The following is a 21,615-nucleotide window of genomic DNA, read 5'->3' as shown; positions in this document are numbered from 1 at the left end:
GCCGGTCACTCGCTGCGGCGTCGGCGGCGCGCGGCGAACACCGCGGCGCCGGCGATGAGCGCGACGAGCCCGAGCCCGGTGGCCACCGGGACGAGCGAGCCGGAGGTGTGCTCGGCCTCGGCGGTGGGCTCCGCGTTGACGATGTCGTTGCTGGGGCTCGGCGTCCCGGTGCCGTGCGGTGTGTCGGTGGGGCTCGCCGAGGAACTCGGGGTTGCCGTGACGCTCTTGCTCGGCTCGGGTTTCGGTTCCGGCTTGACCGAGGCGGATTTCGTCGGCCGGTTCTTCGGCTTCTCGGGCGCGGGGCCGGTGTCGACGCCGGGGGTGAGGGTGGGTGCCTTGGCCGTGGACGCCGGCTTGCCCGCGTCGCCCTGCGGCTTGGTGTTGTGGGCGCGGAGCTGGTCGGGGGTGACCGTGGGGCGTCCTTCGGTTCCTTCGACGTTGGTGGCGCCGAAGATCCACAGGTCGACGCTGCCGGGCTTGGGTTTGTAGAGCATGGCGCCGAGTTGGCTGTACTGCCATGTCCTCGCGCCGGGGTCGGCGTGCCAGTACGACCAGTACGCGGACGCGGGCGGGGTCAGGACGCAGTCGTCCTGGCTCGGCGTCGGGTACTGCTTGCCGCCCTGGTAACCGCTGTATCCGATACGGCAGATGAAGGCGGGACCGTCGTGTCCGGTCCCGGTGGTGCTCCAGCCGCCCTGGTTGAGCAGCTCGTATCCGGTCGTGGGTGTCGTGCCGCAGGAGCGGAGGATCGGGCCGCCCCAGTGACTGAAGTCGACGGCGAGGACCGCACCGGACGTGGTGGTGCAGCGGCCCATGGACTGCGGGTCGGCCGCGACCGGAGCGGTGGTCGCGCCGAAGGCGGCGGCCGTCAGCGCGAGCGCCGCGAGACCGCGAACGACCGCTCGCACGAGGCGTGTTGGGCTCATCGCCGACCTCCGGCGTCGGTGCGGCGGCGAGCGACCACGACCGTGCGCCAGCCGGCGAGCGCCAGCAGCGCGGCGATCCCGGCGAGGGCTCCCGCCTGCACACCGGTGGCAGCGAGGCCTCCCCCGCCGGTCCCTCCCGTGCCGCCCGTGCCACCGGTGTCCCCGGGCGTCACGATGTCGGGCGCGCTCGCACTCGGGCTGGGAGTCGGGGTGGGCTGCGGCGAAGTCCCGCTGAGGCTGCGCGTCAGCTCACCGAAGGAGATGCCGGTGGCGCCGCCGACGGCCTGGGTGGACGCTCGCAGGTCGGACCCGCGCTGGCCCTCCTTCGCCACGTTGAAGCCGCCGTCGGAGTTCTGCTGTCCGGCGAGGAACTCCCGTGCGTCCGCGATCTGTTCGGCGTACTTCCCGGCGTCGAGGGACAGGCCCTGGACGGCGAGTGCGGCCGAGTTGACGGAGTCGCCCGCCGCACCAGGGAAGCCGCCGTCGGTCAACTGCTTGGAGGCGATCCAGGCAAGGGCCTTGTCGACGGCCTGCTGCGCCTTGTCTCCGCCCGCCAGGTCCAGTGCCATGGCGGCGATGGCGGTGGAGTCGACGTCGGAGTCGTTCGTGGACGGGATCAGGCTGGGCCAGGCGCCGTTGTTGTGCTGGAGGCTCTCCAGGTAGGCGATCGGCTGTTCGGCGGCCGTCTTCTCGTCGGCCCGCAACTGGGCCATGACCGCGAGGGAGTGGGCGAAGACGGACGGCGCGTAGGTATAGGCGCCCTTGGCCGCGCAGGAGCGGTCGGGTGCGGTGCTCGGCTGCGCGCAGACCGCCTTGTCCAGAGCGGCGATGAGGTCCTTGCCGCCGAAGTCACGCGGATCGCGGCCCACCGCTTCGGCGAGCAGCGCGGTCTTTCCGATGGAGCCGCCCGCCGCATAGGCGGTCCCGGTGCCCGTCCAGTCGTTCACCGTGCGGCCCTCGCCGTCCTTGCCTCCGTGGTCGAGGAAGTCGACGATGCCCCGCAGCTTGGCGTTGTTCAGGCCGGTGGCGGCGAGCGCGTAGGCGCCGTCGATGGTCAGGCCGAAGTCGGCGCGGGAGGTGCCGGGCCCGGCGGTGTAGTACTGGCCCTGCTTGAGGTTGGCGGCATCGGTGAGGTAGGCGACGCCCTTCTTCAGGTCGGGTCCGTCACCCGGGTCCGCCGTGGGTGGTTCGCTGGTCGGCGGTTCGCTGGTCGGCGGCTCGGTCGGCTCGGTCCGTTTCGTCGTCAGGACGGTCAGGTCGGTGAGGGCCCCGGCGAGCACGGCCGGCGGGGTCGGGTACAGGGCCGGGTCGGTGGCACCCTCCTCGAACCCGAAGCCGCCGCCGTCGAGTTGCTGCCTCGACAACCAGCCGACAGCCGCGTCGGCGCGGTCGGTGTCGCCCAGCGCGCGCAGGGCCTCGGCGGCGTACGCGGTCGCGGCGACGCTGCCGGTCGTGGAGCCGGTGTAGCCGGGAAAAGCACCGTCCTCGCGCTGCGCCTTGCCGAGGTACGTACGCGCCTTCGCGACCGCTCCGTCGTGGCCGCCGGCCTTCCGCAGTACGAGGGCCACGAGTCCGGTGGTGGCCGGGTCGCCGTCGCAGAACTCGCCGGGGCGGATCAGGATGCCGGTGATGCCGCCGTCCGCACACTGGACCTGCGTCAGGCGGTCGATCGAGTCCGCCGGAGGCGTGGCTCCCGCCCGCAGCAGTGCCAGCACCGACAGGGCCTGACCATCGGTGAAGGTCGCATTGCGGAAGTCGCCCTTGGCGGTGCAGCCAGGGGTGGGTTCGCCGGACTCCGGACCGGCTACGCAGACGTTGCCCCTCAGGTCGCCGATCAGGTCGTGGCCACCGAAGCGGGCCGGGTCGCTCTCGGTGATCTCGGCGAGAAGTGCCAGGCGGGCGGCGGCAGTTGCATCGGGAGCCTGGTCCTTGCCGGCCGGATAGGCGTATTCGTCGGTGTGCGCGGCCAGGAAGGCGCTGATCTTGTCGAGGGTCGCGCTCCTGCCGTTCGCGGCGGCCAGTGCGTAGGCGGTCTCGGTCGTCAGGAGGTAGTTGGGTGTGTCGGCGCCGTCGTCGACGACGCGTTCACCGTCGGTCAGTCGGGACGTGAGCCACTTCGCCGCGCCGGACACGTCGACGTCTCCGGGCGCGCCGGTGGGGGAACCGCTCGGGCCGGGGGTACCGGTGCCGTCGGCGCGTACGTCATCCGGGCTGAAGGTGGGCTTCCCCGTGCTGCCGCCGACATCGGTACCGCCGTACACCCAGGCGTCGACATCGCCGTCCTTGAGCTTGCGGTCCATGGCGCCGTACTGGCTGTACGTCCACTCGTCCTGGCCGGGCGAGGCGATCCAGTAGGACCAGTAGGCGGTGGCCGGCGGAGTGAGGACGCAGGCGTCCTTGTCCGGAGTGGGGTACTGGGTACCGGAGTTGAAGGAGCCGAAGCCGATGCGGCAGATGAAGGCCGGACCGTCGTGCTCCGTGCCTGTGGTCGTGAAACCGCCCTCGTGGAGCAGTTCGTAGCCGGTGGTCGGCGTGGCGTCGCAACCGCGCTCGACCGTCCCGCCGAACGGCCCGAAATCGACGGCGACGACAGACCCCTTGGTCGTGGTACACCCGCCGATGGGATCCGCTGCGGCGGATGTCGTGGTGAGGAATGTCATGCAGGCCGCGAACAGGACGAACAGTGCCGACGCGAGTGCCGCAAGGCGTCCGGGTCTTGTCCCCGTCCGCTCGTCTCTTCGCCTTCCGGTCCCCACCGCGGCCCCCTCGTCACCTGACCGGCACGGGCGGAAACGTGGCTGAGGGCCCCCGACACGCGGAAACCATCCGCGCATGGAAGCTGGTCGCACCACGCCGTAGTCCGCGACGGCGTCTGTTGCTGTTGCACGCTCCAGGCATTCCGGCTCGCCCGGCACTGCCGGGCCCACGGTTGCGGGTCAGCGCCGGGTTTCGACCGGCTTCCCCTGGAACTTCTTGCGTATCAGCCGGATTTGAACATGGTTCACAGAGAGCGTCAAGGTGCGGCACGAGTCGGCTCACGGGTTGTCCGGAGCACCTCTGGCGACGGACGGGCCTGTCGGGTACCGTCCCGCACTGCCGAGTGGGGGAACCCGGTGAGAGTCCGGGGCTGACGCGCAGCGGTGTGGGACGGCTGGATGCCGACCCGAGCCCGAATGCCCAAGCGGCGAAGCACTGTTGGAAGCCGGTCCACGCGTTTCGGACGGCGGCCACGCCCGCCGCTCCCCCTCGCACCGTGAGGGTCCGGCACGGGTCGGGTCGGCGTCCCTCATCCCAGGAGCAGGCCATGCCCCGCACCGTGTCCTCGTCCTTCCGCCGCCCCGCGCTCACCGCGGCTGCCGCGCTCGGCGCGTTCGCCCTGACCACCTTGCCTGCCGCGGCGACCACCACCCCGGCACAGATCGCCACCTCGAAGACCAACGGCGTCACGTACCTCAAGTCCCTTCAAGCGGCCGACGGTTCGTACGCCGGATCAGGGCTGTCGAACGAATGGGCGTTCAGCGCGTTCGCGGCCGCCGGCACCGCCGCCGTGGACGTCACACCGGGCGGCGACACGAGCAAGAACGCGAGAACGGTCTACCGCAACCTGCTGTCCACCAGCGGCTGGCCGTCCTCCTCCCCGGTCGTCACCGACTACGAGCGCGCCACGCTCAACTCCTACGCCGCCGGCATCGACCCGGCCCGCGTCTCCGCCTCCCGCAACCTGATCGCCGACATCTACGGCTACTGGCAGACCGCCGAGCCCGGCTACTTCGGCCCGTCGGCCAACTTCAACGGCACGGTCTTCGCCGCGCTCGCCCTCAACGGCGCGAAAACGACGGCGGGACAGGTCCGCGTCCCGCAGGCCCTGCGCGACGCGATCGTCACCCGGGTCCGCGCCAACCAGCACAACGACGGCGGCTGGAACTACAGCAAGGCCGAAGGCAATCCGACCCAGCTCGCGGCGACGAGCGACATCGACATGACCGGCGCGGCGATGGCCGCCCTGTGCACGTCCGGCGTACCCAACACGGACACCGACATCGTGCAGGCCAAGGCGTTCCTCAAGAGCAAGCTGATCGCGAGCAGCGGTGCATTCAACGCCATGTTCGGCGTCAACACCGACTCCAACGGCTGGGCCGTCTCCGGCCTCAACGCCTGCGGCATCAACCCGCAGACCGGCGACTTCCTGACCTCCATGGGCAAGACCCCGGTCGACTTCCTCATCGCGCAACAGTTCAACCCGGGCGGCGGCTTCAAGTACCTGCCCAGCGACACCAGTCCGTCCGCCTACGCCTCGATCGACGGCCTGCGCGCGGTGGCCGGCGGCGGCTTCACCGCCACACCGCCCGTCCCGGTGACCGCGGGTGCTCCGCAGTGGGTGGGCCAGTCCTCCCTCACCTCCGGTACGGCGACGAAGCTGGCCCTGACGGTCGACGACGGGACCGGCGCCCTCAAGGTCTGCTCCGTCGCCCTCACCCCGACCGGGTCGACGACCAGCCTCGGGGCCGTCCTCGACGCGGCAGTGGGTGCGGCCACCCCGTCGGGCTGCGTCACCGCCGTCGTGCCGTCGTCCGGCACGGGCACCGTCACGTCCCTCAACGGCAAGGCCAACAGCGGCTCGAACACGTGGAAGGTCAGCATCGACGGCTCGTCCTTCACCTCCGCCACGCGAGGGACGACGGTAGGGGTCGGCGACACGATCGCCGTGCGCTGGGGCGCCTGACGCCGAGGTCGGGCCGTAGGGTCGCGGCATGCGCATCGTCTCCCTGCTGCCCGCCGCGACCGACATCGTCGCCGAACTGGGGCTGGCCGCACGGCTGGTCGGCCGTACTCACGAGTGCGACTGGCCGCCGCGCGAGGTGGCCGCTGTCCCGGTGGTGACCGGCGCGGACCTCGACCAGGACCGGCTCACCAGCCGGGAGATCTCCGACGCGGTGGGCGGCTCGGCGCACTCCGGCTCCTCGCTCTACACACTGGACACCGAGGCGCTGGCGGCGCTGCGCCCCGACGTGGTGCTCACGCAGGACCTGTGCGATGTGTGCGCGGTGTCGTACGAGAAGGTCAGCGAGACGGTGCGACTGCTCGACGCGGACACCCGCGTGCTGAGTCTGGAACCACGCACGCTGGACGACGTGTTGGACTGCCTGGTCACGGTCGGCGGGTTGCTCGGCGTGCGGGAGCGCGCGGAACAACGGCGGGCCGACCTGCGGGCGCGGCTGGACCGCGTCCGCGCCTCGGTCGCCGGACGCGAACGGCCCCGGGTGGTGGCGATCGAGTGGCTCGACCCGTTGTGGCCCGCCGGACACTGGGTGCCCGAGCAGATCACGGCGGCCGGGGGTGAACCGCTTCTCGCCGCGCCCGGCGAACACACCAAGCCCATGACCTGGGGGGCGGTGCGGGCCGCACGGCCGGACGTGGTGTTGGTCCTGCCGTGCGGCTTCCCACCCGAACGGACCCTGCGGGAGGCCGAGTTGCTGACCGGACTGCCCGGCTGGGCGGAGCTGCCCGCCGTGCGTTCGGGACGGGTCTGGGTGCTGGACGGACCCTCCTACTTCAACCGGCCGGGACCGCGAGTGGTCCGCGGGGCGGAGGTGCTGGCCCATGTCCTGCACGGGGTACAGGCCAGGGAGCCGATCATGGCGTCCGAGGCCCGCACCTTGTAGATCCCTGAATTCCCGGGCTCAGAAGGCGGTCCAGGTGAACGCCACCTTGTCCCCGGCGTTCAGTTTGAACTGGCAGCCGCCGACGGGTGTGGACGTGCCGTTGACGGAGATGTTCCAGTAGGCGGAGCTGCCACCGCTGACGTCCTTGATGGTCTCGACGAAGTAGTCGTCGAACGAGGCGTACCAGGTCCCGTCCCAGGTGAAGTGCCGCTTGCGGGCCGCGTCGTCGAGGGCCGCGGTCGGGGTGGGGACGGCCGACGGGTTGGCGCCGCCGTTGGTGCCGTCGCAGTGGTGGGTGCCGCCGGTCGCGGTCGTGACGTCGTGCCCTCGGGTCCTGATCTTCCCCTTGAAGAGGAGCCCGTCCGGCCCCTGCACGGTGAGGGCCACTCGCACGCGAGCGTTGGTGTCCGGTGTGCTCTGGGCGTGGGCCACCGCCGGAGCGGAGACGAGCGCGAGCCCGAGAGCGGTCGCGGTGATCAGGGTGCGATGTGCGGATGTGCGGCGCAAGGCTGAGCCCTCCTGTAGACCATGACAGCGAGAAGCAGTTCACTGCGCACGCCGGGTATCCCGACTCGCGGCCTGTGCGGGCCGCTCACGGTTGCAGGTCAGCGCCGGATTCCCACCGGCTTCCCCCGGTCGTGCGGTTGCACGAAGTCCCCGCATCCTACGGTCCGTTGACGACGAGGCACCAGGGCCACACGGACAGAATGGCTCCCGCGAGGATCCGCCTCGCGGGAGCCATTCCTTGGCCTTCGAACAGGCCGAAGCAGTACGGACAGACAGGGGCACCATCTACACACCGCTCGAGCGGCGCCGGGCTCCGCATCCATACGTACTGCGCGGGTTGGTGCACTGTGGGCTGTGCGACCGGCGGATGCAGGCACAGTGCACGGGCGACATCCTGTACTGGTCACCCGGCTCGACAACTGGCTGGGGCGCGCCTTCGCCCCGCACCGGCTGGACGACACGATGATCGCCCGCTCCCGAGAGGCACTGGAGGCGGGCACCGATCCGGCACTGGTGGGCAAGTGGATCACCGAGGTCCAGGCCCGCCGCACCCAGGCGATCGCGACGGGGCGCCAAGCCACCCGTGAGGACCGGCTCACCGAGGAGGACATCGACTCGATGATCACATCTCTCGGCAGCATCCCCGATGTACTTGCCGACGCAGAAGTCCAGGACAAGGCCGACGTCTACCGCAATCTCGGCCTCAAGCTCACCTACGACCCCGCAAAACAGCTGGTGCGGGCCGAGGCTCAGCTCGACCCGCACACGTTGGGGTTATGGTCTGTGTCCGAGGGGGGACTTGAACCCCCACGCCCGTTAAAGGGCACTAGCACCTCAAGCTAGCGCGTCTGCCATTCCGCCACCCGGACTAGGTGTCTGCCGCCTGGCCGGGGGTGTTCCCCGCGGCGACATGCACAACAATACCAAGGTTTCGGGGTGCCTTTCACCTGCATATCCACCCCCGGGCGGAGGCCCGACGCACCCGCGGAGGGACGGCGCCGGCCGTTACCGGAAGTGACCCGACCGCTACGCCCGGCGGTCCGTTCCGGCCGTCTCGGGAGCGGGGTGCTCGTCCGCCAGCAGTGTCTGCAGGGCCCGGACCAGCACCGCCGCCGTCTCCTCCCCCAGCGGTGCGAGGAACCGGGCCTCGGCGGCCCGGCGGGCCTTCTCCGCCTGCCGCAGGCACTCCGTTCCGTCGGAGGTCAGCTCGACGATGTTCTTGCGCCGGTCCCGCTGACTGCGCCGGCGCTCCACCAGGCCGTGGTCCTCCAAGCCGTCGATGAGCGACACCATCGTGGTGCGGTCGACGCCGAGCCGTCCGGCCGCCTCGACCTGCGAGAGCGGCTCGTCACCGGCGAGCACCACCAGCACGGCCAGCTCGTGCCCGTCCACCCCGTGCGGGGCGAGCGCCTCCGCCGACACCCGGGCGAACCTGGCCTGCGCGTGCTTGAGGAGGTAGCCGAGCCGGGATTCGAGGGGTGCGGGTCTCGCCTCAGTAGCCATCCCCCGACTGTATCCGCGCCGTATCGGCAGCTGATCGTCAGCCTAGCTGATGATTTAGTACGCTGACGAACATGACGAGAGTGCGCTTCGGCATCAAGACCACCCCCATGCACGTCTCCTACGCGGACATCCGCCGCGTCTGGCTGGAAGCCGACGCCGTGCCGGAGATCAAGGACGCCTGGCTGTGGGACCACCTGCTGCCGGTCGCCGGGCCGAAGGACGGACAGATACACGAGGGGTGGACCCTGCTGAGCGCGCTGGCCGCGCAGACCCGACGGCTGCGGCTCGGGCTGCTGGTGACGAGCAACCGCATCCGTCCCCCGGCCGTGCTGGGCAAGCTGGCGTCCACCGTGGACGTGATCTCGCGCGGACGGCTGATCATGGGGCTCGGGGTCGGCGGCACCCGTCAGCCGCCGGGCGCGGGCGGGATCGCCGGCGCCAATCCGGCGATCGAGGAGTACGAGGCGTACGGGTTGACGCTGGTGCCGCCGGGCGAGGGCGTCGCGCGGCTCGCCGAGACGGTCGAGATCCTGAAGCTGATGTGGACGAAGGACGTGTTCGACTTCTCGGGTCACCACTACCGGCTCAAGGGCACGCGGAACGAGCCCAAGCCTGTGCAGCGCCCCGGTCCCCCACTGTTGATCGGCGGCTGGGGCACCCGGCTGCTACGGTTGGTCGCCGAGCACGCCGACGTGTGGAACGTGCCCGGGCCGCCGCACAACAGCGTGGACTTCGTCGCCGAGCGCGCCCGCGTCCTGGACGCTCACTGTGCCGACCTCGGCCGCGACCCCGCCGAGATCACCCGGTCCGTCCAGGTCCTGGTGTCCTACGACGACCCGGCGTCGACGCGCGCCACGGTGCGTACGCTCGTCGACGCCGGCGTGAACCACGTCGTACTCAGTCTGCCGCGCCCCTATCCGCGGGGCGTGGCACGGTGGTTGGCCGACGAGGTGATCGCCGGGTCACGCCCGGAGTGATCACCTCGTAGCGCCCGGAGTGATCGTCGGGTGACGCCACCGGAGCGGTCACGCCACCCGACCCTCGGTCAGGCCATGAGGTGGTAGTCCGGGAAGTTCCCGGGCAGCCGCTCGCCCTCGGGGCCCCGCGTCACGGCGCGCACGAGGAGTTCGCCGCCGACGAACGCCCCGCTCCAGGACGCGCCGAAGCCGCCGAACAACTCGTCCCGGTCGCCGCGCGAGCGGGGCTTTCCGTGGCCGACCTTGAACGCCCGGATCTGCGGGGCCAGTCGGTCGAAGGTGGCCCGGTCGTCCGTGGACAGCGTGGCCACCAGCGCGCCGTTGGAGGCGTTCATCGCGGCCAGCAGCTCCGCCTCGGTGTCGACCAGGACGATGGTGTCGACCGGGCCGAAGGGTTCCGCGTGGTGCAGCGGTGAGGACGGTGGCGGGTTGAGGAGCGTGACGGGGTGGACGTACGCGGAGGTGTCCTGACCAGGCAGGAGGCGGGCGTCGGCCTCGTGGCCGCGGTGCAGCGGGACGGCGCCGCGGTCGATGGCCTCGGCGACCTGGTCGCGCAGTTCCTTGGCCTTGGCCGCGTTGATCACCGGGCCGAAGTCCAGCTCCGGGTACGGGTCTTCGGGCTTCTCGACGGCGAGTGGGTGGCCGACCCTGAGCGTGCGGACCGCCGGGAGGTACGCCGCCAGGAACTCGTCGAACAGCTGCCGTTGGACGACGAAGCGCGGGTACGCCGTGCAGCGCTGTTTGCCGTAGTCGAAGAGCTTGGGGACGACGGCCGTGAGCGCGTCCCAGTCCGAGTAGTTCCAGATGCCCCAGGTGTTGAGTCCCTCCTGTTCGAGTACATGTCGCTTGCCGAGGTCGGCGACGGCCGTGGCTACGGCGGCGCCGGTGTCGCGGCCGCCGACGAAGGAGACGCAGCCGATCTCGGGCGCCCGCACGAGCGCCTGGGACAGCTCGCCCCCGCTGCCGCTGACGAGGGTGGCGGGAATCCCCTCGCGGGCAGCGAGCGCCGAGGCCAGGGTGAGACAGGCGACGCCGCCGTCGGTCGGGGTCTTGGCGATCACCGCGTTGCCTGCCAGTGCCTGTACCAGCATTGCGTGAACGAGCACGCTCATCGGATAGTTCCAGCTCGCGATGTTGGACACCGGGCCGTCCAGCGGGGCCCGTTCGGCGAGCATCGGCTCGATTCCGTCGACGTACCAGCGCACGCCGTCGATGGCCCGGTCGACGTCCGCCTGCGCCAGCCGCCAGGGCTTGCCGATCTCCCACACCAGCAGCAGCGCGAGGAGTTCGCGGTGTTCGGTGAGGGCGTCGAGGGTGGCGGCGACCCTGGCTCGGCGTTCGTCGAGCGGGATGTGCCGCCAGGCGCGGTGCTGGTCCAGGGAGGCGCGTACGGCCTGGTGGGCGGTGTCCCGGTCCAGGCGGGGCGGGCCTGCGATGGGGCTGCCGTCGACGGGGCTGGTGGCGGGCAGCGCCCGGCCGTCGGGCCGCCAGGCGGAGCCCCAGAGGTTGAGGACGCGGTCGTCCTGGAAGGCCTCGGGGGCCACAGCCTGACAGCGCCGCCAGGCGTCGCTCCAGGACGTGCCCGCCTTGAGGGTCAGGTGGGGAGGGGCGGGAATGAGGGTTGATGCCATGCTTCTGCTCCGCTCTCGGTGCACAGTCGGGGCGGGGTGAGGCAGGAACTGTCTTGTGTACGGCGGCAACTGTCGCGGCTGCGGCAGCGGTTGCCGTGATCCGGCAGCAGCCGTAGTGGTCCGGCAGTGGCTGTCGTGCTTCGGCAGGAACCGCCGTACAGATGACGCTAGTTGCGCTCAAGGGAGCGCGACAGTCACGTCGCGTCAACTATGAGTGACGTCACGTGTCGCTTCGAGGACGTCCAGCACCAGCCGTGCGGTCTCCGTCGGGGTGCTTCCGACCTTCACCCCCACCGCCTCCAGCGCCTCCTTCTTGGCCTCCGCCGTGCCGGACGAGCCGGAGACGATGGCGCCCGCGTGCCCCATGGTCTTGCCCTCGGGGGCGGTGAAGCCGGCGATGTAGCCGACGACGGGCTTGGTGACGTGCTCGCGGACGTAGGCGGCCGCCCGTTCCTCCGCGTCGCCGCCGATCTCGCCGATGAGGACGATCAGTTCGGTGTCGGGGTCCTCCTGGAACGCGGCCAGGCAGTCGATGTGCGTGGTGCCGACGACGGGGTCGCCGCCGATGCCGACGCAGGTCGAGAAGCCGATGTCCCGGAGTTCGTACATGAGTTGGTAGGTGAGCGTGCCGGACTTGGACACCAGGCCGATGCGGCCCGGCTTGGTGATGTCGGCGGGGATGATGCCCGCGTTGGACTGGCCGGGGGTGATCAGGCCGGGGCAGTTGGGGCCGATGATCCGGGTGCCCTTCGACTTCGCGTACGCCGTGAAGGCGACGGAGTCGTGGACCGGGATACCCTCGGTGATGACGACGGCGAGGCCGATGCCCGCGTCCGCCGCCTCGATCACGGCCGCCTTCGCGAAGGCGGGCGGCACGAAGACGACGGTGACGTCGGCGCCCGTCGCCTCGATCCCTTCGCGGACCGAGCCGAAGACGGGGACGATCCGGTCGTCGAAGTCGACGGTGGAGCCCGCCTTGCGCGGGTTGACGCCGCCGACGACGTCCGTGCCGGCCGCGAGCATGCGGCGGGTGTGCTTCATGCCCTCGCCACCGGTCATGCCCTGGACGAGGACCTTGCTCTCCTTGGTGAGGTAGATCGCCATGTCCCTGCTCCTCAGCGTGCGTTGGCGAGGTCGGCGGCGCGGCGGGCGGCGCCGTCCATGGTGGGGGCCTGCTGGACCAGCGGGTGGCCGCGGTCGTCGAGGACGGCCCGGCCGCGGGCCGCGTTGTTGCCGTCGAGCCGGACCACCAGGGGTTTGGTCAACTGCACGGTGTCCAGGGCCTGGACGATGCCCTCGGCGACCGCGTCGCAGGCGGTGATGCCGCCGAAGACGTTGACGAAGACCGACTTCACGGCCGGGTCGGAGAGGATGACGGACAGTCCGTCCGCCATGATCTGCGCCGAGGCTCCGCCGCCGATGTCAAGAAAGTTGGCGGGTCGGGCGCCGCAGCCGGCGACCACGTCGAGGGTGGACATGACGAGGCCGGCGCCGTTGCCGATGATGCCGACCGCGCCGTCGAGCTTGACGTAGTTGAGGCCCTTGGCGGCGGCCGCCGCCTCCAGCGCGTCGTCGTGCTCGACGTCGTCCGCGCCCCAACGGGCCTGGCGGAAGCGGGCGTTGTCGTCGAGGGTGACCTTGCCGTCGAGGGCGAGGATCTGCCCCTGTGCGGTGCGCACGAGCGGGTTGACCTCGACGAGCAGGGCGTCCTCGCGCACGAGCACGTCCCACAGCCGTACGAGGACGTCGACCGTCTGCGGCGGCAGGCCGGCCGCCTCGGCGATCTCGCCCGCCTTCGCCGAGGTGACGCCCTCGGCCGGGTCGACGGGGATGCGGGCCACGGCCTCGGGCCGGGTCGCGGCGACCTCCTCGATGTCCATGCCGCCCTCGGCGGAGGCGATCGCGAGGAACGTGCCCGCCGCGCGGTCGAGCACGTAGGAGACGTAGAACTCGCTCTCGATGTCGACCGGTTGGGCCAGCATCACCTTGCCGACCGTGTGGCCCTTGATGTCCATGCCCAGGATCTGCCGTGCCGTGAGCTCGGCGGCGGCCGGGTCGGCGGCGATTTTGACCCCGCCCGCCTTGCCGCGGCCACCGGTCTTCACCTGGGCTTTCACCACGACCCGCCCGCCGAGCCTGCGGGCGATCTCGCGTGCCTCCTTGGACGAGCCGGTGACCTCCGCCCTCGGCACCAAGATGCCGTGTTCCTCGAAGAGTTCCCTTGCCTGGTGTTCGTACAGGTCCATCTCGGCTCCCTCTTAAAAGTGCCGCACGCCCCCTGGACACCACCCACTGGATGCGGGATAACAAGCTTCATACAGTATTCGTCGACTGTATGCAATGTACCGCGAGAGCGTTCCAACCCCCTACGAAGGGACAGGACTTCGCCATGCCCGACGACACCCAGGATGTGATTTCCGGTGGTCATCTCGTTGCCAAGGCACTCAAGGCCGAGGGCGTCGACCGCATCTACACCTTGTGCGGTGGCCACATCATCGACATCTACGACGGCTGCGTCGACGAGGGCATAGAGGTCGTCGACGTCCGCCACGAGCAGGTCGCCGCCCACGCCGCCGACGGCTACGCCCGCATCACCGGCAAGCCGGGCTGCGCGGTCGTCACCGCTGGACCGGGGACGACCGACGCCGTCACCGGTGTCGCCAACGCCTTCCGCGCGGAGTCCCCCATGCTGCTGATCGGCGGCCAAGGGGCTCTCACCCAGCACAAGATGGGGTCCCTCCAGGACCTGCCGCACGTGGACATGATGACGCCGATCACCAAGTTCGCGGCGGCCGTGCCGGACACCGCGCGCGCCGCCGACATGGTGTCGATGGCGTTCCGCGAGTGCTACCACGGCGCGCCCGGCCCCTCCTTCCTGGAGATCCCGCGTGACGTGCTGGACGCCAAGGTCCCGGTGAGCAAGGCGCGCGTGCCGAAGCCCGGCGCCTACCGCGCCTCGACCCGCTCGGCCGGTGACCCCGAGGCGATCGAGAAGCTCGCCGACCTGCTGGTCCACGCCGAGAAGCCGGCCATCCTGCTCGGCAGCCAGGTGTGGACGACGCGCGGCACCGAGGAAGCCATCGACCTCGTACGCACCCTCAACATCCCCGCCTACATGAACGGCGCAGGCCGCGGCACCCTGCCGCCGGGCGACCCGCACCACTTCCAGCTGTCGCGCCGGTACGCCTTCTCCAACGCCGACGTCATCGTCATCGTCGGTACGCCCTTCGACTTCCGCATGGGCTACGGCAAGCGGCTGTCGCCGGACGCGACCGTCGTGCAGATCGACCTCGACTACCGGACCGTCGGCAAGAACCGCGACATCGACCTGGGGATCGTCGGCGATGCCGGGCTCGTGCTGAAGTCGGTCACCGAGGCCGCCTCCGGGCGCGTCAACGGCGGGGCCGCCAAGCGCAAGGAGTGGCTCGACGAGCTGCGCGCCGCCGAGCAGACCGCCCTGGAGAAGCGGCTGCCGAGCCTGAAGTCGGACGCCTCACCGATCCACCCGTACCGCCTGGTGAGCGAGATCAACGACTTCCTCACCGAGGACTCCATCTACATCGGCGACGGCGGCGACATCGTCACCTTCTCCGGGCAGGTGGTGCAGCCCAAGTCGCCCGGGCACTGGATGGACCCGGGCCCGCTCGGCACCCTCGGCGTCGGCGTCCCCTTCGTGCTCGCCGCCAAGCAGGCACGGCCCGACAAGGAGGTCGTCGCCCTCTTCGGTGACGGCGCGTTCTCCCTGACCGGCTGGGACTTCGAGACCCTCGTCCGCTACGACCTCCCCTTCGTCGGCATCGTCGGCAACAACTCCTCGATGAACCAGATCCGTTACGGCCAGGCCCAGAAGTACGGCCTGGAGCGCGAGCGGGTCGGCAACACCCTCGGCGACGTCCACTACGACAAGTTCGCCCAGATGCTGGGCGGTTACGGCGAGGAGGTCCGCGACCCCGCCGACATCGCCCCCGCTCTCCAGCGCGCCCGTGAGTCGGGCAAGCCGTCACTGATCAACGTCTGGGTCGACCCGGACGCGTACGCCCCCGGAACCATGAACCAGACGATGTACAAGTGAGGTGAGCCGGCCATGACCAAGGCTCTCGAAGGCATCCGAGTCCTCGACATGACGCACGTCCAGTCCGGGCCCTCCGCCACCCAGCTGCTCGCCTGGCTCGGTGCGGACGTGGTCAAGCTGGAGGCCCCGACCGGTGACATCACGCGCAAGCAGCTGCGCGACCTCCCGGACGTCGACTCCCTCTACTTCACGATGCTCAACTGCAACAAGCGGAGCATCACCCTCAACACCAAGACCGAGCGCGGCAAGGAGATCCTCACCGAGCTGATCCGGCGCTCGGACGTCATGGTCGAGAACTTCGGACCGGGCGCGGTCGACCGTATGGGCTTCACCTGGGACCGCATCCAGGAGATCAATCCGCGGATCGTCTATGCCTCCATCAAGGGGTTCGGGGACGGCCCGTACACCAACTTCAAGGCGTACGAGGTCGTCGCTCAGGCCATGGGCGGGTCGATGTCGACCACCGGTTTCGAGGACGGGCCGCCGCTGGCGACGGGGGCCCAGATCGGGGACTCCGGGACGGGTGTGCACGCCGTGGCGGGGATTCTCGCGGCGCTGTTCCAGCGGGAGAACACCGGGCGTGGGCAGCGGGTCAACGTGGCCATGCAGCACGCCGTACTCAACCTGTGCCGGGTGAAGCTGCGGGATCAGCAACGCCTGGCACATGGGCCGCTCGCTGAATATCCGAACGAGGACTTCGGCACGGAAGTTCCCCGCTCGGGCAACGCGTCCGGCGGCGGTCAGCCGGGCTGGGCGGTCAGGTGCGCGCCGGGCGGCCCGAACGACTACGTGTACGTCATCGTGCAGCCCGTCGGCTGGCAGCCGCTCAGCGAGCTGATCGGCCGGCCCGAGCTGGCGGCCGACCCCGAGTGGGCGACGCCGGAGGCCCGGCTGCCCAAGCTCGGCAAGATGTTCCAGCTGATCGAGGAGTGGTCCGCCACCCTGCCCAAGTGGGAGGTGCTGGAGCGGCTCAACGCCCACAACATCCCGTGCGGTCCGATCCTGTCCACCAGGGAGATCATCGAGGACGACTCGCTGGTCGCCAACGAGATGGTCGTCACCGTGCCGCACCCCGAGCGCGGCGAGTTCGTGACCGTGGGCAGCCCGCTGAAGCTCTCCGACTCCCCCGTGGACGTGACCAGTTCGCCGCTGCTCGGCGAGCACAACGAAGAGGTCTACGTCGGCGAGCTCGGCCTCGGCGACGAGGAACTGCGCCTGCTCAAGTCGAACGGAGTGATCTGACGTGATGGCCGAAGACCGGGAGCTGACGGTGCGCTCGCTCCTCGACGCCGTGCGCGCCGAGGGACGGGCGGCGCTGACCGCGCCCGAGGGCAAGATCCTCGCCGACGCGTACGGGATCGCCGTACCGGGTGAGGAGTTGGCGACCGACGTCGACGAGGCGGTGGCGTACGCGGCGCGCTTCGGCGGGCCGGTGGTGATGAAGATCGTGTCGCCGGACATCCTGCACAAGACGGACGCCGGCGGAGTCGTCGTCGGGGTCGAGGGCGCGGCGGACGTGCGGGCCGCGTTCTGCCGGATCATCGAGAACGCGCGCGCCTATGACGCCAACGCCCGTATCGAGGGCGTGCAGGTGCAGGAGCTGCTGCCGCAGGGGCAGGAGGTCATCGTCGGCGCGGTGACGGACCCGACGTTCGGGAAGATCGTCGCGTTCGGACTCGGCGGGGTGCTGGTCGAGGTCTTCAAGGACGTCACCTTCCGGCTCGCGCCGGTGAGTGCGGACGAGGCCCTGTCGATGCTGGACTCGATCCGGTCGGCAGAGATCCTGCGCGGGGTGCGCGGCCAGGCGGGTGTGGACCGGTGGGCGATCGCCGAGCAGATCCGTCGGGTGTCCCAACTGGTCGCGGACTTCCCGGAGATCGCGGAGGTCGACCTCAACCCGGTGATCGCAACGCCCCAGGGCGCGGTCGCCGCCGACATCCGCGTGATCCTCGCAGAGAAGCAGCCACCCCCGCGCCGTAAGTACACGCGCGCGGAGATCCTCACCTCGATGCGCCGTCTGATGGAGCCCACCTCGGTCGCCGTGATCGGTGCCTCCAACGAGCAGGGCAAGATCGGCAATTCGGTGATGCGCAACCTCGTCGACGGCGGCTTCGCCGGGGAGATCCATCCGGTGAACCCCCGGGCCGATGACATTCTCGGCCGCAAGGCGTACAAGAGTGTCACCGACGTTCCCGGTGAGGTGGATGTGGCGGTCTTCGCGATCCCCGCCAAGTTCGTGGCCTCGGCCCTGGAGGGGGTGGGACGCAAGAACATCCCCAACGCCGTACTGATCCCTTCGGGGTTCGCGGAGACCGGTGAAGTCGCGCTCCAGGACGAGATCGTGGCGATCGCCGAGCGGTACGGCATCCGGCTGCTGGGCCCGAACATCTACGGCTACTACTCGACGTGGCAGGACCTGTGCGCCACGTTCTGCACGCCGTACGACGTCAAGGGCGGGGTCGCGCTGACCTCGCAGTCCGGTGGCATCGGGATGGCCATCCTGGGCTTCGCGCGCACCACGAAGACGGGTGTGTCGGCGATCGTCGGGCTCGGCAACAAGTCGGACCTGGACGAGGACGACCTGCTGACGTGGTTCGGCGAGGACCCGCACACCGACTGCATAGCGATGCACCTGGAGGACCTCAAGGACGGCCGGGCCTTCGTGGAGGCCGCGCGGGCGACCGTGCCGAAGAAGCCGGTCGTGGTCCTCAAGGCGGGCCGTACGGCGGCCGGCGCGAAGGCCGCGGGCTCGCACACCGGCGCTCTGGCGGGCGACGACGCCGTGTACGACGACATCCTCAAGCAGGCCGGGGTGATCCGGGCGCCGGGTCTCAACGACATGCTGGAGTACGCGCGCGGGCTGCCGGTGCTGCCCGCCCCCAAGGGCGACAATGTCGTGATCATCACCGGGGCCGGCGGCAGCGGCGTGCTGCTGTCGGACGCGGTGACGGACAACGGCCTGACGCTGATGGAGATCCCCCCGGACCTCGACGAGGCCTTCCGGAAGTTCATCCCGCCCTTCGGGGCCGCGGGCAACCCGGTGGACATCACCGGGGGCGAGCCGCCGTCGACGTACGAGGCGACGATCCGGCTCGGTCTGGAGGACCCGCGCATCCACGCGCTCGTCCTCGGTTACTGGCACACGATCGTCACTCCCCCGATGGTCTTCGCGGAGCTCACCGCGCGCGTGGTGGCCGAGTTCCGGGAGCGCGGCATCGAGAAGCCCGTGGTGGCCTCTCTCGCGGGCGATGTCGAGGTCGAGGAGGCCTGCCAATACCTCTACGAGCGGGGGGTCGTGGCGTACCCGTACACGACCGAGAAGCCGGTGGCCGTGCTCGGGGCGAAGTACCGCTGGGCCCGTGCGGCAGGCCTGTTGGGGGGCGGCTCATGACCTAGGTGGACGAGGGGGCGGCCGACGGTGCGCGTCGGCCGGCCCCGGGACCCGTGCGCGCACGAAAGGCATTGGACAGGGGGCGCTGGCCAGAGCTTTCGACGCTAGGGGTACTGAACGATGACAACCACCGACTACTCGACGTCCGTCCCGTACAGGGAGGTGACGGACCGAAACGGCCGCATGTACCGGATCGGCGAGTCGGACGTCGACATCATGGGCCGACCACGTAAGTGGATGGTCATCCTGCCCTGGGTGGGCATGATGGGCATCAGCTCCGCCGAATACGCGTTCACGTCGGCGGAGGACACGCTCCACGAGGCGCATCTGTGGAGCAGCGGACACATCTTCTGGCTGATGGGCGTCTGGATCTTCTTCCAGGCGGCCGTGGCCTTCCCCGCCGGGCAGCTGCGGGAGAGCGGCCGGCTGCCGGCCCGTACGGCGATGATGATCGGCGCCGTCGGGACCCTGCTGGGCTATCTGTCACTGGCGTACGCGCCGAACGTGCTCGTCGCCTACTTCGGCTTCGGCATGTGCAGCGGTATCGGCGCCGGCCTGGTCTACGCGACCTGCGTGAACATGGTCGGCAAGTGGTATCCGGAGCGCAAGGGCGGCAAGACGGGTTTCGTCAACGGCGGTTTCGCCTACGGATCCGTGCCCTTCGTGTTCCTGTTCACCTCGTACATGGACCTGAGCAACTACGAGGTCGTGCTGGCCTGTGTGGGTGTCGGGCTGTGCCTCGTGGTGGCGTCTGCGGGCTGGTTCTTCAGGGACCCGCCGAAGAACTGGTGGCCGGCGAACGTCGACCCGCTGCGGATGACCGACGACCCGAAGATCCGGCGGGCATTGCAGAAGAACCCGCCGGCCGTCAAGCAGTACACCCCCAAGGAGGCCGCCCGTCAGCCAGTGCTGTGGATGATGTGGTTCTGTCTCCTGTGCACCGCCGGCATCAACATCTTCGGTATCGCCTTCCAGGTCCCGTTCGGCAAGGACATGGGGTTCGCGGGCGGGATCGTGGCCACGGCGATGTCCCTCAAGGCGATCGTCAACGGCACCGGGCGTGGTGTCATCGGCTGGATCTCCGACCGCTACGGGCGCCGCAACACGCTGGTGATCGTGTGCCTCGTGCTCGGTACGGCGCAGTTCGGTGTGCTGGTCTCCGGCCAGATGGGCAGCATGCCGTTCTTCCTGTTCTGCTCCATGGTCTCCGGCTTCGGCGGCGGCGCGATCTTCCCGCTGTTCGCGGCCATGACGGCGGACTACTTCGGTGAGAACAACAACGCCTCCAACTACGGCATGGTCTACAGCTCGAAGCTGATCTCCGGACTGGTCGGCTCGGGCATGGGCGCGGTCGTCGTCGGCGCGTGGGACTACCACGGTGCCTTCGTGCTCGCCGGCTCCGTCGGGCTGGCCTCCGCCGTGCTCGCGCTCTTCCTGAAGTCCCCGGGCCGCCCCAAGGCCCAACGCATCGTCCCCAACCCGCAACCGCTCGGCGAGGAGATGGCCTGAATGACGGCGGACCCCATCGCAGCCGGCAACTCGTCGGCAGACCCCGACGCCGCACACCGTCCCTACCGTGAAGTGACCGACTCCCGAGGCCGCGTCTACCGCGTGGGCGAGACCGACCGGGCCATCCTCGGCCACTCCCGCAAGTTCATGATCTACCTCCCGTGGATCGCCATGATGGCGATCAGCGTCTTCGAGTACGCGTACGGCTCCGCGGAGGACACGCTGTCCAGCGCGCACGGCTGGACGCAGAGCAACACCTTCTGGATCCTGAGCGTCTGGGTGTTCTTCCAGGCCGGTATCGCCTTCCCGGCGGGCTGGATGCGCGAGAAGGGCATCCTGACGGCCCGCAAGGCCATGTACATCGGCTCCGTGATGTGCCTGATCGGGTTCTTCGCCCTGTCGCACCTGAGCAACGTCCTGCTGGCGATCCTCGGCTTCGGTGTCATCGGTGGCATCGGTGCCGGCCTGGTCTACGCGACCTGCATCAACATGGTCGGCAAGTGGTTCCCCGAACGCCGGGGCGCCCGGACCGGTTTCGTCAACGGCGGCTTCGCGTACGGGTCGCTGCCGTTCATCTTCATCTTCAACTACGCCTTCGACACCGGGAACTACCACCGCGTCCTGGACCTGATCGGCTGCTACATCATGATCGTGGTCTTCGGGTGCGCGTTCTTCTTCAAGGACCCGCCGAAGAACTGGTGGCCCGCGGACATCGACCCGCTGACGTTCGCCGGCAACGAGAAGAACGCGCAGAGCCTCGCGAAGAACCCTCCGGCGACCAAGCAGTACACGCCCAAGGAGGCCATCAGGACGGGCATGCTACCCCTGATGTGGGTGGCCATCGTGATGACCGCCGGTGTGTCGATCTTCGGGATCTCCTTCCAGGTCGACTACGCCAAGGAGGTCGGCTTCGGACCGCTGGTGGCCGCGTCCTCCATGGGCGTCATGGCGGTCATCAACGGCATCGGGCGCGGTGTCGTGGGCTGGCTGTCCGACAAGTGGGGCCGCAAGCCGACCCTGGTGTTCGTCATCCTGGTGCTCGGATTCGCGCAGTTCGGCGTGATCCTGGCGGGCGAGCTGAAGAGCGAGTGGCTGTTCCTGTTCTTCGCCTTTCTGTCCGGCTTCGGCGGCGGCGCGTTCTACCCGATGTTCGCGGCGCTGACCCCGGACTACTTCGGTGAGAACTACAACGCCACCAACTACGGGCTGGTGTACAGCGGAAAGCTGATCAGCGGTCTGTTCGGCGGCGGCCTCGGCTCCATGGTGGTCGCGTCCTGGGGCTACGACGGCGCGTACGCGCTGGCCGGCGGCGTCTCGATGGCCGCGGCGGCGATAGCGCTGCTGTTGCGGCAGCCGGGTCGCAGCCGGGAGGTGACGTCGACTCCCCAGCCGCAGCCGGCCGGTTGACGGCCACGCGCGCGTGAGGAGGCCCTCCC

The 21,615-nt window shown here is 69.9% G+C and carries 15 protein-coding genes, 1 tRNA gene and 3 riboswitches; of the genes, 8 read left to right on the top strand and 8 right to left on the bottom strand.

Annotation, left to right across the window (positions count from 1 at the left end; genetic code table 11):
- Positions 1-5 precede the first annotated feature (5 nt).
- Both ACIP6U_RS43925 and ACIP6U_RS43920 read right to left on the bottom strand, forming a co-directional pair.
- Complete coding sequence (locus ACIP6U_RS43925; protein WP_401728649.1) at positions 6-926, bottom strand: hypothetical protein; 921 nt, start codon at positions 924-926, stop codon at positions 6-8.
- Positions 923-3,586: a prenyltransferase/squalene oxidase repeat-containing protein gene (locus ACIP6U_RS43920; RefSeq protein WP_401728647.1), complete on the bottom strand. Its 2,664-nt coding sequence runs from the start codon at positions 3,584-3,586 to the stop codon at positions 923-925. Before ACIP6U_RS43920 ends, ACIP6U_RS43925 begins: the two co-directional genes overlap by 4 nt.
- Positions 3,587-3,818: 232 nt before the next feature.
- Positions 3,819-3,891: riboswitch (cobalamin riboswitch) on the bottom strand.
- A 138-nt stretch (positions 3,892-4,029) separates the two neighbouring features.
- A riboswitch (cobalamin riboswitch) is annotated at positions 4,030-4,105 on the top strand.
- Positions 4,106-4,230: 125 nt separating this feature from the next.
- Between ACIP6U_RS43920 and ACIP6U_RS43915 the strand changes: the two genes are divergently transcribed.
- Positions 4,231-5,649 carry a hypothetical protein gene (locus ACIP6U_RS43915; protein WP_401728646.1) on the top strand — a complete coding sequence of 473 codons (1,419 nt, stop codon included), beginning with the start codon at positions 4,231-4,233 and terminating at the stop codon, positions 5,647-5,649.
- Positions 5,650-5,677: 28 nt separating this feature from the next.
- Positions 5,678-6,589 (top strand): cobalamin-binding protein, encoded by a 912-nt coding sequence (locus ACIP6U_RS43910; RefSeq protein WP_401728645.1) that lies wholly within the window; start codon positions 5,678-5,680, stop codon positions 6,587-6,589.
- Positions 6,590-6,607: 18 nt separating this feature from the next.
- Here ACIP6U_RS43910 and ACIP6U_RS43905 read toward each other — a convergent pair whose 3' ends face one another.
- The 3 genes from ACIP6U_RS43905 to ACIP6U_RS43895 all read right to left on the bottom strand — a co-directional run bounded on the left by ACIP6U_RS43905 (position 6,608) and on the right by ACIP6U_RS43895 (position 8,599).
- Positions 6,608-7,096 (bottom strand): DUF4430 domain-containing protein, encoded by a 489-nt coding sequence (locus ACIP6U_RS43905; RefSeq protein ID WP_401728644.1) that lies wholly within the window; start codon positions 7,094-7,096, stop codon positions 6,608-6,610.
- Positions 7,097-7,149: 53 nt separating this feature from the next.
- Positions 7,150-7,222: riboswitch (cobalamin riboswitch) on the bottom strand.
- Positions 7,223-7,880: 658 nt separating this feature from the next.
- Positions 7,881-7,965 (bottom strand) — tRNA-Leu (locus tag ACIP6U_RS43900).
- Positions 7,966-8,122: 157 nt separating this feature from the next.
- Complete coding sequence (locus tag ACIP6U_RS43895) at positions 8,123-8,599, bottom strand: MarR family winged helix-turn-helix transcriptional regulator (RefSeq protein ID WP_401728643.1); 477 nt, start codon at positions 8,597-8,599, stop codon at positions 8,123-8,125.
- Between the two features lie 71 nt (positions 8,600-8,670).
- Between ACIP6U_RS43895 and ACIP6U_RS43890 the strand changes: the two genes are divergently transcribed.
- Entirely contained in the window at positions 8,671-9,576 is a 906-nt protein-coding gene (locus tag ACIP6U_RS43890) for an LLM class flavin-dependent oxidoreductase (protein WP_401728642.1), read from the top strand.
- Between the two features lie 68 nt (positions 9,577-9,644).
- Here ACIP6U_RS43890 and ACIP6U_RS43885 read toward each other — a convergent pair whose 3' ends face one another.
- From ACIP6U_RS43885 to sucC, 3 genes are all read right to left on the bottom strand, one after another.
- Positions 9,645-11,207, bottom strand: coding sequence for an aldehyde dehydrogenase family protein (locus ACIP6U_RS43885; RefSeq protein ID WP_401728641.1), 1,563 nt, complete (start codon positions 11,205-11,207; stop codon positions 9,645-9,647).
- A 204-nt stretch (positions 11,208-11,411) separates the two neighbouring features.
- Positions 11,412-12,311: a succinate--CoA ligase subunit alpha gene (sucD, locus tag ACIP6U_RS43880; RefSeq protein WP_401728640.1), complete on the bottom strand. Its 900-nt coding sequence runs from the start codon at positions 12,309-12,311 to the stop codon at positions 11,412-11,414.
- 11 nt (positions 12,312-12,322) lie between these two features.
- Entirely contained in the window at positions 12,323-13,453 is a 1,131-nt protein-coding gene (gene sucC / locus ACIP6U_RS43875) for an ADP-forming succinate--CoA ligase subunit beta (RefSeq protein WP_401728639.1), read from the bottom strand.
- 143 nt (positions 13,454-13,596) lie between these two features.
- Here sucC and ACIP6U_RS43870 point away from each other — a divergent pair, with 143 nt between their 5' ends.
- From ACIP6U_RS43870 to ACIP6U_RS43850, 5 genes are all read left to right on the top strand, one after another.
- Positions 13,597-15,279 carry a thiamine pyrophosphate-binding protein gene (locus tag ACIP6U_RS43870; protein WP_401728638.1) on the top strand — a complete coding sequence of 561 codons (1,683 nt, stop codon included), beginning with the start codon at positions 13,597-13,599 and terminating at the stop codon, positions 15,277-15,279.
- 12 nt (positions 15,280-15,291) lie between these two features.
- On the top strand, positions 15,292-16,521 hold the full coding sequence (gene frc, locus ACIP6U_RS43865) for a formyl-CoA transferase (protein ID WP_124001835.1): 1,230 nt from the start codon (positions 15,292-15,294) through the stop codon (positions 16,519-16,521).
- A 4-nt stretch (positions 16,522-16,525) separates the two neighbouring features.
- A complete protein-coding gene (locus ACIP6U_RS43860) occupies positions 16,526-18,670 on the top strand; it encodes an acetate--CoA ligase family protein (RefSeq protein ID WP_401728637.1) in 2,145 nt (714 codons plus the stop codon).
- Positions 18,671-18,790: 120 nt separating this feature from the next.
- Positions 18,791-20,179 (top strand): OFA family MFS transporter, encoded by a 1,389-nt coding sequence (locus ACIP6U_RS43855; protein WP_401728636.1) that lies wholly within the window; start codon positions 18,791-18,793, stop codon positions 20,177-20,179.
- Positions 20,180-21,586 (top strand): OFA family MFS transporter, encoded by a 1,407-nt coding sequence (locus tag ACIP6U_RS43850; RefSeq protein ID WP_401728635.1) that lies wholly within the window; start codon positions 20,180-20,182, stop codon positions 21,584-21,586.
- The last annotated feature ends 29 nt before the right edge of the window (positions 21,587-21,615 follow it).

This window comes from Streptomyces sp. NPDC088794 (assembly GCF_044750545.1).
GTDB lineage: Bacteria > Actinomycetota > Actinomycetes > Streptomycetales > Streptomycetaceae > Streptomyces.
This window is presented reverse-complemented; position numbering and strand designations above follow the sequence as displayed.

Coding starts and splice junctions, on each gene's coding strand:
- ACIP6U_RS43925 (WP_401728649.1), bottom strand. CDS start 926: ATGAGCCCAACACGCCTCGTGCGAGCGGTCGTTCGCGGTCTCGCGGCG.
- ACIP6U_RS43920 (WP_401728647.1), bottom strand. CDS start 3,586: ATGACATTCCTCACCACGACATCCGCCGCAGCGGATCCCATCGGCGGG.
- ACIP6U_RS43915 (WP_401728646.1), top strand. CDS start 4,231: ATGCCCCGCACCGTGTCCTCGTCCTTCCGCCGCCCCGCGCTCACCGCG.
- ACIP6U_RS43910 (WP_401728645.1), top strand. CDS start 5,678: ATGCGCATCGTCTCCCTGCTGCCCGCCGCGACCGACATCGTCGCCGAA.
- ACIP6U_RS43895 (WP_401728643.1), bottom strand. CDS start 8,599: ATGGCTACTGAGGCGAGACCCGCACCCCTCGAATCCCGGCTCGGCTAC.
- ACIP6U_RS43890 (WP_401728642.1), top strand. CDS start 8,671: ATGACGAGAGTGCGCTTCGGCATCAAGACCACCCCCATGCACGTCTCC.
- ACIP6U_RS43885 (WP_401728641.1), bottom strand. CDS start 11,207: ATGGCATCAACCCTCATTCCCGCCCCTCCCCACCTGACCCTCAAGGCG.
- sucD (WP_401728640.1), bottom strand. CDS start 12,311: ATGGCGATCTACCTCACCAAGGAGAGCAAGGTCCTCGTCCAGGGCATG.
- sucC (WP_401728639.1), bottom strand. CDS start 13,453: ATGGACCTGTACGAACACCAGGCAAGGGAACTCTTCGAGGAACACGGC.
- ACIP6U_RS43870 (WP_401728638.1), top strand. CDS start 13,597: ATGCCCGACGACACCCAGGATGTGATTTCCGGTGGTCATCTCGTTGCC.
- frc (WP_124001835.1), top strand. CDS start 15,292: ATGACCAAGGCTCTCGAAGGCATCCGAGTCCTCGACATGACGCACGTC.
- ACIP6U_RS43860 (WP_401728637.1), top strand. CDS start 16,526: ATGGCCGAAGACCGGGAGCTGACGGTGCGCTCGCTCCTCGACGCCGTG.
- ACIP6U_RS43855 (WP_401728636.1), top strand. CDS start 18,791: ATGACAACCACCGACTACTCGACGTCCGTCCCGTACAGGGAGGTGACG.
- ACIP6U_RS43850 (WP_401728635.1), top strand. CDS start 20,180: ATGACGGCGGACCCCATCGCAGCCGGCAACTCGTCGGCAGACCCCGAC.